Origin of the sequence: Kosakonia sp. CCTCC M2018092, assembly GCF_003864115.1 — a bacterium.
GTDB classification, from domain to species: Bacteria; Pseudomonadota; Gammaproteobacteria; order Enterobacterales; family Enterobacteriaceae; genus Kosakonia; species Kosakonia cowanii.
The window spans coordinates 113,345-125,301 of sequence record NZ_CP034225.1 but is presented as its reverse complement, the minus strand read 5'-3'; the positions used below and the strand labels follow the sequence as shown (position 1 = coordinate 125,301).

Below are 11,957 nucleotides of genomic sequence, written 5' to 3'. Positions count from 1 at the left end.
GTAGTTGGTTGGAATTGCCGGATGGCGGCTACGCCTTATCCGGCCTACAAATATCTTCCTGCTCTACCCGTAGGCCGGATAAGCGCAGCGCCATCCGGCATTTTTCAAATACCATCTCCGTATTCAAAGCCATGATTGGCTCCATTAAAATGCTGATCCATATCCATCGCCGGCTTATCGCTCTCTGGCTTGCCGACAATGCGCGCCGGAACGCCTGCGGCGGTGGTGTGCGGCGGAACGGGCTGCAACACCACGGAGCCGGCACCGATTTTCGCGCCGCGCCCCACTTCGATATTGCCGAGGATCTTCGCCCCCGCGCCAATCATCACCCCTTCACGGATCTTCGGATGGCGATCGCCGCTGGTTTTGCCGGTCCCGCCGAGGGTAACCGACTGCAGAATCGACACGTCATCTTCGATAACCGCCGTTTCACCCACCACAATGCCGGTGGCGTGGTCGAGCATGATGCCGCGCCCGATGGTCGCTGCCGGGTGAATATCGACCTGGAAGCTCACTGAGACCTGGTTTTGCAGGAAAATCGCCAGCGCCTGGCGGCCCTGCGTCCACAGCCAGTGACCAATACGGTGCGCCTGCAGGGCGTGGAACCCTTTCAGGTAGAGCAGCGGCGTTGAGTATTTATCTACCGCCGGGTCGCGGGTGCGCACGGCCTGAATATCGCAGGCGGCGGAGGCGATCATCTCCGGATCTGCGGCGTAGGCCTCTTCCACCACTTCGCGGATGGCGATGGCGGGCATAATCGGCGACGCCAGCTTGTTCGCCAGCATATAGCTCAGGGCACTGCCGAGGTTTTCATGCTTGAGTAAGGTTGCGTGATAAAAACTGGCCAGCATCGGTTCACAGTCCGCCAGCGCACGCGCTTCGGCTTTGATATTTTTCCAGACCAGATCCAGTTCTTCACACGGCATTGCTTACTCCAGACGAAATAAAAGCAAGGCCGGACTCAGCCAGCCTTGACGTGATAGTGATGAGAATCCCTGCGATTAGCCGCTTATTGCTCATCCTTGCGGGCGCGGCCCAACAGCGTTAATGCTGCCTCGCGCGCATTTTTTCCGCAATACAATACCTGATAAATTTCCTCGGTTATTGGCATTTCGACGCCAAACCGGTGCGCCAGCGCGCGCACTTCTTTGGTATTGCGATAGCCCTCAACCACCTGGCCTATCTTCTCCTGCGCGCCTTCGACATCCATGCCCTGACCGAGCATCATGCCAAAACGGCGGTTACGCGACTGATTGTCGGTACAGGTCAGCACCAGATCGCCCAGCCCCGCCATGCCCATAAAGGTAGCAGGATCGGCACCCAGCGCCGCGCCAAGCCGCGACATCTCCGTCAGACCGCGCGTGATGAGCGCCGTGCGCGCATTCGCGCCGAAGCCGATGCCATCGGACATGCCCGCGCCAATCGCAATCACGTTCTTCACCGCGCCGCCAAGCTGCACGCCAATAAAGTCCGGGTTGCTGTAGACGCGCAGGCTTTTGCCGCAGTGCAGCAGTTGCTGAAGATCGTCGGCAAACTGCGGGTCGGTGGAGGCTAAAGAGATTGCCGTCGGCATTCCCGCCGCCAGCTCTTTGGCGAACGTAGGACCTGAGATCACCGCCAGCGGAATAGAGGAGCCTAAGACTTCACGCGCCACGTCCTGTAACAGACGCCCGGTTTCCGCCTCCAGCCCTTTTGTCGCCCAGACAATGCGCGCATCGCTGCGCATCAGCGGTTTGATCTGCGCCAGCACCTCGCCAAAGACGTGGCTTGGCACAACGACCAGAATGTCGCGGCTGGCGGCCAGCGCGCGGGCAAGGTCGCTCTCAAGCTCAAGGGTGTCGGGGAAAGGCACATCGGGCAGGAACGCCACGTTGCAACGGTCGCGTTGCAGCGTCGCGATATGTTTTGGGTCATGGCCCCAGAGCACAACCTGGTGGCCATTTCTTGCCAGCGTGATGGCAAGAGCGGTGCCGTAAGAGCCGGCACCGATCACAGTCATTGCAGCATTAAGTGCGTTCATCAGGCATCCTGATGTTGTTCGGCACCTTCGCCAGTCTGCTGTTGCAGGTAGTTCATGAACAGCGCATCAAAGTTGACCGGTGCAAGGTTCAGCTGTGGGAATGTACCGCGGGAAACCAGGCTGGTGATGCATTCACGGGCATACGGGAACAGGATGTTCGGGCAGTATGCGCCCAGGCAGTGCGCCATCTGGGTGCCTTCGATACCGTCGATAGAGAAGATGCCGCCCTGCTGTACTTCGCACAGGAAGCCGGTCTCTTCGCCCAGTGAGGCGGTTACGGTTACGCGCAGAACCACTTCATACACGCCATCCGCCAGCTGCGTTGACGCGGTGTCGAGGTCCAGTTTGACTTCCGGCTGCCACTCTTTCTGAAAGATGTGCGGCGCATTCGGCGCTTCGAAAGAGATATCTTTCGTGTAGATACGCTGAATCTGGAAAGTCATTTCGTTGTTGTTTAGCTCAGACATGAATAAGTAACCCTTAAGTGTTGTAGTGCTTAGAAAGCATTAACCTAACAGCGGATCCAATCCGCCACGCGCATCCAGCGCAAATAAATCGTCGCAGCCGCCGATATGCTGTGCATCAATAAAGATCTGCGGAACCGTGGTACGGCCACTACGTTGAATCATCTCTTCACGTTTTACCATGTCGCCGTCGATCGGCAGCTCGGCAAAATCAACGCCTTTGCTGCTCAGCAGCGCTTTTGCGCGGTGGCAAAACGGGCAGGTTGCTTTGGTGTAGATCTCAATATTGGCCATATCTCTTCTCCTGGTTTTACCCCGTGAGCCGAAGCCCACCGGGTAACTTATTTACCGCGTACTAACGGCAGATTTTCGCCGACCCAGCCGGAGACACCGTCTTTGAGCACAAAGACTTTCTCGAAACCGGCTTTTACCAGCTCGTTTGCCGGGGTCTGCGCCTGCAGGCCGGTACCGTCTACAACAATAATCGGCGTGCTTTTACGTTTTTCAAGCTCACCTACATTATTGGCTTTGATCTCGCCTGGCAGCAAATTCACCGCGCCGGCGATATGACCTTTACGGAAATCATCGCGCTGACGTAAGTCCACAACCACCGCATCTTCTTTGTTGATGAGGCGCGTGGCTTCGCCACGGGAAATCACTTTCACTTTCGACGCGACGCCTTTGAAGGTCGTGTATAACACCGCGGCGAACAACGCAAGCCAGCCGATACAGAGTATCGGGTTGCGTCCAATAAATTGCATAATTTCTTGCATCTGGGGTAACAGCTCCCGACTAAGTGATTAAAAACCAGCAAGGAGTATACCTGCGCAGTTGGGCAAATACAGCCAGCGAGCGCGATGGATTGCATTTTCTGCGGCGTGTTACGAAAAAATAAACAAAGCGATGTAAAACACCCCCTCAGGTGACCCCTTTCTTTGATCTTCTGCGGCTATTTGATCGATTCAGCTGTAGTAAAATTACGCAAATTTTTATCTTCAGAGCATGAGGTTGTCGCAATGTCGGTTTCAAAAAAACCTATGGTACTGGTGATTCTCGATGGCTACGGCTATCGCGAAGATCAGCAAGATAACGCCATTTTCAACGCTAAAACCCCGGTGATGGATAGCCTGTGGGCCAACCGTCCGCACACGTTGATTGATGCTTCCGGCCTGGAAGTCGGTCTGCCGGATCGCCAGATGGGCAACTCCGAGGTGGGCCACGTCAACCTCGGTGCCGGGCGTATTGTCTACCAGGACTTAACTCGCCTGGACGTTGAAATTAAAGAGCGCACCTTCTTTACTAACCCGGTGCTGCGCGGCGCGGTGGATAAGGCAGTTAGCGCCGGCAAAGCGGTGCACATTATGGGTCTGCTCTCCGCAGGCGGCGTGCACAGCCATGAAGATCACATTATGGCGATGGTCGAACTGGCCGCCGAACGCGGCGCAGAGAAAATCTACCTGCACGCCTTCCTTGATGGCCGCGATACGCCGCCGCGCAGCGCTGAATCCTCGCTGAAAAAATTTGAAGAGAAATTCGCCGCCCTCGGTAAAGGCCGCGTGGCGTCAATTATTGGTCGTTACTTCGCCATGGATCGCGACAACCGCTGGGATCGCGTCGAGCAGGCGTACGACCTGATGACCCAGGGCAAAGGCGAGTTCACCTTCGACAGCGCCGTTGCCGGGCTGCAAGCCGCTTACGCCCGCGACGAAAACGACGAGTTTGTGAAAGCGACGGTCATTCGCGCCGCCGGTCAGCCCGATGCGGCAATGGAAGATGGCGACGCGCTGATTTTCATGAACTTCCGCGCCGACCGCGCCCGTGAAATCACCCGTGCCTTTGTTAACGCCGATTTTGACGGCTTCGCGCGTAAAAAAGTGGTCAATCTCGATTTTGTGATGCTGACCGAATACGCCGCCGACATCAAAACTGCCGTGGCGTACCCGCCGACCTCTCTTGCCAACACCCTTGGTGAGTGGATGGCGAAGAAAAATCGTACCCAGCTGCGTATCTCCGAAACGGAGAAGTATGCCCATGTCACCTTCTTCTTTAACGGTGGCGTTGAAGAGCCGTTCCCGGGCGAAGACCGCATTCTGATTAACTCACCAAAAGTTGCTACTTACGATTTGCAACCGGAGATGAGTTCCGCCGAACTGACGGAAAAACTGGTCGCCGCCATTACCAGCGGCAAATATGACACCATCATCTGTAACTACCCGAATGGCGATATGGTTGGCCATACCGGTGTGTTTGATGCGGCTGTCGCCGCCGTGGAAGCGCTGGATAACTGCATTGCGCAGGTCACCCGCGCCGTTGAGTCTGTTGGCGGGCAGTTGCTGATCACCGCCGACCACGGCAACGCCGAGCAGATGCGCGATCCCTCAACCGGTCAGGCACATACGGCGCACACCAATCTGCCGGTTCCGCTTATTTATGTGGGTGAGAAAACAGTGAAAGCGCTCTCCGGTGGCAAACTTTCCGACATCGCGCCGACCATGCTGTCGCTGATGGGCGAGGAAATCCCGCAAGAGATGACTGGTAAGCCGCTGTTCATCGTGGAATAATCGCTCCCCATGAGGGGAAAGGCGATTTTTTCAATTACATGGGTCGGGCTCCGACCTCTGCTCTGCGCCAGCGCACTCAGCGCTGGCGTTTTGCTGTGCGCCGTTCCCGCCCACGCGGATGACCGCGATCAGCTCAAATCTATCCAGGCCGATATCGCCGCCAAAGAGCGCGCGGTTCGCCAACAGCAGCAGCAGCGCGCAGGCCTGCTTGCGCAGCTGAAGGCGCAGGAGGAGGCCATCTCCGCCGCTGCCCGCCAGCTGCACGAAACCGAAAGCACACTCTCAGAACTCAATAAACAGATTGATGAGATGAACGCCTCCATCGCCAAACTGGAGCGTCAGCGCGCGTCGCAGGAGCGCAATCTTGCCGCGCAGCTCGATGCCGCGTTTCGCCAGGGCGAGCACAGCGGTATCCAGCTTCTGTTGAGCGGTGAAGAGAGCCAGCGCGGCCAGCGTTTGCAGGCTTACTTCGGTTATCTCAACCAGGCGCGCCAGGAGACCATCGCACAGCTCAAACAGACGCGTGAAGAGGTCACCTCGCAAAAGGCCGAACTGGAAGAGAAGCAGAGCCAGCAGCAAACCCTGCTTTATGAGCAGAAAGCGCAGCAGGCGAAGCTGGAGCAGGCGCGAAACGAACGTAAAAAGACCCTTGCCGGGCTTGAATCCTCGATTCAGGAAGGTCAGCAGCAGCTTAGCGAGATGCGCGCTAACGAATCACGTCTGCGCGATCGCCTTGCCCGCGCGGAAGCAGCAGCGAAAGCCCGCGCCGAGCGCGAAGCCCGTGAAGCGCAGGCGGTGCGTGAGCGGCAGAACGAGGCCAGCCGCAAAGGCACTACCTATAAGCCAACCGAGAGCGAACGCTCACTGATGTCCCGCACCGGCGGCTTAGGCTCGCCGGCAGGCCGCGCGATATGGCCGGTTCGCGGTCCGTTACTTCATCGTTATGGCGAACAGTTGCAGGGTGAGCTACGGTGGAAAGGGATTGTTATCGGTGCGTCTGAAGGCAGCGAAGTCAAAGCCATCGCCGACGGGCGCGTGATCCTCGCCGACTGGCTACAGGGCTATGGCCTGGTGGTTGTCGTAGAGCACGGCAAAGGCGATATGAGCCTTTATGGTTATAACCAAAGCGCCCTCGTCAGCGTCGGTGCGCAGGTGCGCGCAGGCCAGCCGATAGCTCTCGTCGGGAGCAGTGGTGGTCAGGGCCGGCCTTCACTCTATTTTGAAATTCGCCGTCAGGGCCAGGCGGTCAATCCACAGCCGTGGTTGGGAAGATAGGTTTGCTTCAACTTCGCCGCATCGTGATTACTCTTGCCAGCGTGCTGGCGCTCTCCTCGCCGGTGTTTGCCGGCAAACTGGCCATCGTTATCGACGATTTTGGCTACCGTCCCCAGACAGAAAACCAGGTGCTGGCCATGCCGCAGGCGGTCTCCGTCGCGGTGCTGCCCAATGCTACGCACGCCCGCGACATGGCGACCAAAGCGCACAATAGCGGACACGAAGTGTTGATCCATCTGCCGATGGCACCGCTCAGCAAACAGCCGCTGGAAAAAGATACCCTGCGCCCGGAGATGAGCAGCGCAGAGATTGAGCGCATCATCAGTGATGCCGTGAATAAGGTGCCCTATGCTGTCGGGTTGAATAACCATATGGGCAGCGCCATGACCTCCAGCTTGTTTGGCATGCAGAAAGTGATGCAGGCGCTGGAGCGCTACAACCTCTACTTCCTCGACAGCATGACCATTGGCAATAGCCAGTCGATGCGCGCAGCCTCCGGCACCGGGGTAAAAGTGATTAAGCGCAAAGTGTTCCTCGACGATACGCAGAATGAGGGCGATATTCGCCGCCAGTTCGATCGTGCCGTCGCGCTGGCGCGCCGTAACGGCTCGGCTATCGCTATTGGACACCCACACCCCGCGACCGTACGCGTATTGCAGCAGGCGCTGGCAAACTTACCCTCTGACATTACGCTGGTGCGACCGAGCGATCTGCTTCATGAGCCCCAGGTCGACAACTCAACGCCTGCCAAACCTGACGCACAGCCGCAGCCGCCACGTAATCCGTTCCGCGTTGCGAAGGTGTGTAAAGCGAAGCAGAAGCCAGAGCCGGTGAATGCCAGCCGCTTCTTTAGCGTGGTGGGAGAGAGCATCAGCGAAAGTACGCTGGTACAGTACTTCCAGCACCAGTGGCAGGGCTGGGGCCGGAAATAAGTAGCGTTAGTAGATTTTCACCGCTTTACGGGCAAGACGATGGTGAGATGTCGTCTTGTCCCGCCATTTATACAAACGAAGTGACCACAGCAGCGCCTGATAAGCGAGTTTAGGGCTGCGGACATTATTCACCATCCGTTTAAACATTCCTGATGCATATATTTCAGCAATCATGCGTTTGCGGATTATTTCATCCGGCTCTTTTCGCACGGCGTGGCACACGCGGAGTGCTTCATAAGTAATTTGTTGATGGAATTCGGGATATATCGTAATGCGGTCAGCGTAATCGCGATTCAATTTCTCCAGCAGGCGCGTAATTTTCATGTAATGACGCTGATAGGCGAGGTTTTTTAATCCCTGGCGCTTTAAGCGGCTGACCGAACAGCCATGGAGAAAATATTTATATAACGATTGTTCGGTATAACGCACGCGTTTGGCGTTATACATAAATTCGGTGCTCCAGATAATATCCTGGTGATGCAGCCCGGGAATAAATTCAATACGATTTTGCTTAATCACATCGTGGCGATAAACACCCATCCACACCACGTGCGTCCAGCGGCGGCTTGCCAGCGCCATTCTTAACCAGTCAGGCCCGCTAAGCACGCCGGTGGAGCGAATACGATCCAGCGGAATGGATTGCCAGGTACTGCCGTTCTGCCGATCGCACCAGTCCGAGTTACACTGCGCGACGTCCAGATCGTCCTCCAGCGCCATTTTCATCAGTGTTTCATACATTTGCGGATAGACAATATCATCGGCATCGACGAACGCGACGTATTCACCTGTGGCATACGTTAAGCCACGATTACGCGCTACCGAGGCACCGGCATTACACTGGTGAATAAGCTGGATATGCGGGTACTTCTTTGCATAACGCTCTGCTATTTCAGCAGAATTATCGGTCGAACCATCATTAACGATGATGATTTCAAGCGCCGTCCAGGTTTGCGCTAACAGGGATTCCATGCAAGGTACAAAGTCATCGCCCGCATTGTAGAGGGGGATAATAACGCTAAGCTTACCAGGGCTATTCATCATTAATTACCTGATTCATTGTCATTACAGTGACTATTTTTAAATTGTTTTAATTAAGAAAAAATTAAGGTCTGGCAGATTGATTAGGTAAATTCTCAGACACAGCGGTTACGATTAAGTTTCATCGCCGATGCGAACTAAGATTATTCAGAGTAGCCTGGGGAGTTAAAGGGCGTAATAAGAGTATTGCGGAATTGCGAAGAATTTATGACACTGACAAAAGTTTACATTTAATAAATGTGTTTTGAGATTTATCGCAGAAAAAAGGGCCATTATCTGGCCCTTACTCTTTTAATCCCAGCTCAGCACAACTTTGCCGGACTGACCCGAACGCATCGCGTCAAATCCCTGCTGGAATTCATCAATCCCGAAGCGGTGGGTAATGATCGGTGAGAGGTCGAGACCGGACTGGATCAGCGCGGCCATTTTATACCAGGTTTCGAACATCTCACGGCCATAAATCCCTTTGATAAACAGCCCTTTGAAGATGACTTTGTTCCAGTCGATCGACATCTCCGAAGGCGGAATACCGAGCATGGCAATGCGTCCGCCGTGGTTCATGGTATCGAGCATGGTACGGAACGCCGCAGGCGCGCCGGACATCTCCAGACCCACGTCGAACCCTTCCGTCATCCCCAGCTCCGCCATCACCTCAGTGAGATTCTCTTTAGCGACGTTTACCGCGCGCGTGACGCCCATTTTGCGTGCCAGCTCAAGACGGTATTCGTTCACATCGGTGATCACGACATGGCGCGCGCCAACGTGTTTGGCGACCGCAGCCGCCATAATGCCGATAGGACCTGCGCCAGAGACCAGCACATCTTCCCCCACCAGATCGAAGGAGAGCGCCGTATGGACTGCGTTACCGAACGGGTCGAAAATCGATGCCAGCTCGTCAGGGATATTGTCCGGGATTTTGAAGGCGTTGAAGGCCGGGATCACCAGATATTCCGCAAAACAGCCCGGGCGATTGACGCCTACGCCGACGGTATTACGGCATAAATGGGTGCGGCCCGCGCGGCAGTTACGGCAGTGTCCGCAGGTGATATGCCCTTCGCCGGAGACGCGATCGCCGATTTTGAAGCCTTTAACTTCCTGGCCGATGCCAACTACTTCACCCACGTACTCATGACCGACCACCATCGGTACCGGAATGGTTTTTTGCGACCACTCATCCCAGTTGTAGATGTGCACATCGGTGCCGCAAATCGCGGTTTTGCGGATTTTAATCAGCAGATCGTTGTGCCCAACTTCCGGTTCCGGCACATCGGTCATCCAGATGCCCTCTTGCGCTTTCAGTTTGGATAACGCTTTCATTTCACGTCCTCAGATCACACCCAGTTGTTTACCAATGCGGGTAAAGGCTGCTACCGCGCGTTCAATTTGTTCAGGCGTATGGGCCGCCGACATCTGTGTACGAATACGCGCCTGGCCTTTCGGCACCACCGGGAAGAAGAAGCCCGTGACGTAAATGCCCTCTTTTTGCAGCTCACGGGCAAAGTTTTGCGCCACCACGGCATCGCCCAGCATCACCGGGATAATGGCATGATCGGCACCCGCCAGCGTAAAGCCCGCGGCGCTCATCTGTTCGCGGAACAGGCGGGCATTGGCCCACAGACGGTCACGCAGTTCGCCGCCGGACTCCAGCATCTCCAGTACTTTGATCGATGCGCTGACAATCGCAGGCGCCAGCGAGTTGGAGAAGAGATAAGGGCGCGAACGCTGACGCAGCCACTCAACTACCTCTTTACGCGCAGCGGTATAACCGCCTGATGCGCCGCCGAGCGCTTTGCCAAGCGTTCCGGTAATGATGTCGACCCGACCCATCACGTCACAATATTCGTGGGTTCCGCGGCCGTTGGCACCGACAAAACCGACTGCGTGGGAATCATCAACCATCACCAGCGCATCATATTTATCTGCCAGGTCGCAGACCCCTTGCAGGTTGGCGATCACGCCATCCATTGAGAAGACGCCGTCGGTGGCGATCAGCACGTGGCGGGCACCTGCTGCACGCGCTTCTTGCAGGCGCGCTTCCAGTTCCTGCATGTCATTGTTGGCGTAACGGTAGCGCTTCGCTTTACACAGACGCACGCCGTCAATGATCGACGCGTGGTTGAGGGCATCAGAAATGATGGCGTCTTCCGCGCCGAGCAGCGTCTCAAACAGCCCGCCGTTCGCATCGAAGCAGGAGGAGTAAAGAATGGAGTCTTCCATGCCGAGGAAGTCGGCCAGCTTCTTCTCCAGTACTTTGTGGCTATCCTGCGTGCCGCAGATAAAGCGCACCGAGGCCATGCCGAAACCGTGGCTATCCATACCGGCTTTCGCGGCGGCAATCAGCTCCGGGTGGTTGGCGAGGCCAAGGTAGTTGTTGGCGCAGAAGTTGATGACGTGGCTACCATTCGCCACGGTGATATCAGCCTGCTGCGCTGACGTGATAATGCGTTCCTCTTTGAACAACCCTTCCGCACGTGCGGTTTGCAGATCGTTCGTTAACTGTTGATAAAAATCCCCACGCATCGCAATTCTCCAGACTGGGCAAATTTCGGCACATATTACCCAAAGCTATACGTTGATACGAGATGACGCTTCACTGCTTATCCGTTTTGCAGCATAAATCACGCATAGCCCTCCCCTTTCCCGGGGAATGGCTGAAGGGGCAGCAATGTGATGGTATGATAAAGTTATTCGTGTCTGAGATTGTCTCAACGCTTCATTTTGCAAAGGTACAGTTATGATCATCGTCACTGGCGGCGCGGGTTTTATCGGCAGCAATATCGTTAAAGCCCTGAATGACAAAGGCATCACCGATATCCTGGTGGTGGACAACCTGAAAGACGGCACTAAGTTTGTCAATCTGGTCGACTTGCATATCGCCGACTATATGGATAAAGAGGATTTTCTGATCCAGATTATGTCTGGCGAAGAGTTCGGCGAGATTGAAGCGGTATTCCATGAAGGTGCGTGCTCCTCTACCACCGAGTGGGATGGCAAGTACATGATGGAGAACAACTATCAGTACTCCAAAGAGCTGCTGCACTACTGCCTGGAGCGCGAAATCCCCTTCCTGTACGCCTCATCCGCAGCCACTTACGGCGGCCGCACTTCTGACTTTATTGAATCGCGCGAATATGAAAAGCCGCTTAACGTCTACGGCTACTCGAAAATGCTGTTCGACGAGTATGTGCGCAGCATTCTGCCGGAAGCGAACTCACCGATTGTCGGCTTCCGCTATTTCAACGTCTACGGCCCGCGCGAAGGGCACAAAGGCAGCATGGCGAGCGTCGCTTTCCATCTCAATACGCAGCTGAACAACGGCGAGAGCCCGAAACTGTTCGAAGGCAGCGACAACTTTAAACGCGATTTCGTCTACGTTGGCGATGTGGCGGCGGTCAATCTCTGGTTCTGGGAAAATGGTGTCTCCGGCATCTTTAACCTCGGCACCGGCCGCGCGGAGTCCTTCCAGGCCGTAGCGGATGCCACGCTCGCTTTCCATAAAAAAGGCAGCATTGAGTACATCCCGTTCCCGGACAAGCTGAAAGGCCGCTATCAGGCGTTTACGCAGGCCGATCTCACCAATCTGCGCGCGGCGGGCTACGACAAGCCGTTTAAAACCGTGGCTGAAGGCGTGAGTGAATATATGGCCTGGCTGAACCGCGACGCGTAA

General features: G+C 55.7%; 12 protein-coding genes. 4 read left to right on the top strand and 8 right to left on the bottom strand.

The annotated features are described in order from the left end of the window. Positions 1–104: 104 nt before the first annotated feature. The 5 genes from cysE to EH164_RS00595 all read right to left on the bottom strand — a co-directional run bounded on the left by cysE (position 105) and on the right by EH164_RS00595 (position 3,257). A complete protein-coding gene (cysE, locus tag EH164_RS00615) occupies positions 105–926 on the bottom strand; it encodes a serine O-acetyltransferase (RefSeq protein WP_042718667.1) in 822 nt (273 codons plus the stop codon). Positions 927–1,009: 83 nt separating this feature from the next. Continuing rightward, positions 1,010–2,020, bottom strand: coding sequence for an NAD(P)H-dependent glycerol-3-phosphate dehydrogenase (gpsA, locus tag EH164_RS00610; protein ID WP_042718668.1), 1,011 nt, complete (start codon positions 2,018–2,020; stop codon positions 1,010–1,012). After that, a complete protein-coding gene (secB, locus tag EH164_RS00605; RefSeq protein WP_124967003.1) occupies positions 2,020–2,487 on the bottom strand; it encodes a protein-export chaperone SecB in 468 nt (155 codons plus the stop codon). The genes gpsA and secB overlap by 1 nt, the downstream gene beginning before the upstream one ends. Positions 2,488–2,526: 39 nt before the next feature. Further along, a complete protein-coding gene (grxC, locus tag EH164_RS00600; RefSeq protein WP_054802704.1) occupies positions 2,527–2,778 on the bottom strand; it encodes a glutaredoxin 3 in 252 nt (83 codons plus the stop codon). 47 nt (positions 2,779–2,825) lie between these two features. Next, a complete protein-coding gene (locus EH164_RS00595) occupies positions 2,826–3,257 on the bottom strand; it encodes a rhodanese-like domain-containing protein (RefSeq protein WP_042718673.1) in 432 nt (143 codons plus the stop codon). A gap of 243 nt (positions 3,258–3,500) precedes the next feature. Between EH164_RS00595 and gpmM the strand changes: the two genes are divergently transcribed. The 3 genes from gpmM to EH164_RS00580 are packed head-to-tail and all read left to right on the top strand — an operon-like array spanning position 3,501 to position 7,252. Then, the gene (gene gpmM / locus EH164_RS00590; protein WP_124967002.1) at positions 3,501–5,045 is read left to right on the top strand and encodes a 2,3-bisphosphoglycerate-independent phosphoglycerate mutase; all 1,545 of its coding nucleotides are present in this window, start codon (positions 3,501–3,503) and stop codon (positions 5,043–5,045) included. Positions 5,046–5,054: 9 nt separating this feature from the next. Further along, on the top strand, positions 5,055–6,320 hold the full coding sequence (gene envC, locus EH164_RS00585) for a murein hydrolase activator EnvC (protein ID WP_124967001.1): 1,266 nt from the start codon (positions 5,055–5,057) through the stop codon (positions 6,318–6,320). Between the two features lie 2 nt (positions 6,321–6,322). Beyond that, positions 6,323–7,252, top strand: a complete 930-nt coding sequence (locus EH164_RS00580; protein ID WP_124967000.1) for a divergent polysaccharide deacetylase family protein — start codon at positions 6,323–6,325, stop codon at positions 7,250–7,252. A gap of 6 nt (positions 7,253–7,258) precedes the next feature. On the opposite strand, the gene EH164_RS00575 is transcribed toward EH164_RS00580, so the two are convergent. The 3 genes from EH164_RS00575 to kbl form a co-directional block, all read right to left on the bottom strand. Beyond that, positions 7,259–8,293 carry a glycosyltransferase gene (locus EH164_RS00575; protein ID WP_124966999.1) on the bottom strand — a complete coding sequence of 345 codons (1,035 nt, stop codon included), beginning with the start codon at positions 8,291–8,293 and terminating at the stop codon, positions 7,259–7,261. Positions 8,294–8,581: 288 nt separating this feature from the next. After that, positions 8,582–9,607, bottom strand: a complete 1,026-nt coding sequence (tdh, locus tag EH164_RS00570) for an L-threonine 3-dehydrogenase (protein ID WP_124966998.1) — start codon at positions 9,605–9,607, stop codon at positions 8,582–8,584. 9 nt (positions 9,608–9,616) lie between these two features. Next, complete coding sequence (gene kbl, locus EH164_RS00565) at positions 9,617–10,810, bottom strand: glycine C-acetyltransferase (RefSeq protein ID WP_124966997.1); 1,194 nt, start codon at positions 10,808–10,810, stop codon at positions 9,617–9,619. Positions 10,811–11,024: 214 nt separating this feature from the next. Between kbl and rfaD the strand changes: the two genes are divergently transcribed. Further along, positions 11,025–11,957 carry an ADP-glyceromanno-heptose 6-epimerase gene (rfaD, locus tag EH164_RS00560; RefSeq protein ID WP_076769324.1) on the top strand — a complete coding sequence of 311 codons (933 nt, stop codon included), beginning with the start codon at positions 11,025–11,027 and terminating at the stop codon, positions 11,955–11,957.

Bases quoted from the DNA above. Each gene is read 5' to 3' on its own strand.
- cysE (WP_042718667.1), bottom strand. From the start codon at position 926: ATGCCGTGTGAAGAACTGGATCTGGTCTGGAAAAATATCAAAGCCGAA.
- gpsA (WP_042718668.1), bottom strand. From the start codon at position 2,020: ATGAACGCACTTAATGCTGCAATGACTGTGATCGGTGCCGGCTCTTAC.
- secB (WP_124967003.1), bottom strand. From the start codon at position 2,487: ATGTCTGAGCTAAACAACAACGAAATGACTTTCCAGATTCAGCGTATC.
- grxC (WP_054802704.1), bottom strand. From the start codon at position 2,778: ATGGCCAATATTGAGATCTACACCAAAGCAACCTGCCCGTTTTGCCAC.
- EH164_RS00595 (WP_042718673.1), bottom strand. From the start codon at position 3,257: ATGCAAGAAATTATGCAATTTATTGGACGCAACCCGATACTCTGTATC.
- gpmM (WP_124967002.1), top strand. From the start codon at position 3,501: ATGTCGGTTTCAAAAAAACCTATGGTACTGGTGATTCTCGATGGCTAC.
- envC (WP_124967001.1), top strand. From the start codon at position 5,055: ATGAGGGGAAAGGCGATTTTTTCAATTACATGGGTCGGGCTCCGACCT.
- EH164_RS00575 (WP_124966999.1), bottom strand. From the start codon at position 8,293: ATGATGAATAGCCCTGGTAAGCTTAGCGTTATTATCCCCCTCTACAAT.
- tdh (WP_124966998.1), bottom strand. From the start codon at position 9,607: ATGAAAGCGTTATCCAAACTGAAAGCGCAAGAGGGCATCTGGATGACC.
- kbl (WP_124966997.1), bottom strand. From the start codon at position 10,810: ATGCGTGGGGATTTTTATCAACAGTTAACGAACGATCTGCAAACCGCA.
- rfaD (WP_076769324.1), top strand. From the start codon at position 11,025: ATGATCATCGTCACTGGCGGCGCGGGTTTTATCGGCAGCAATATCGTT.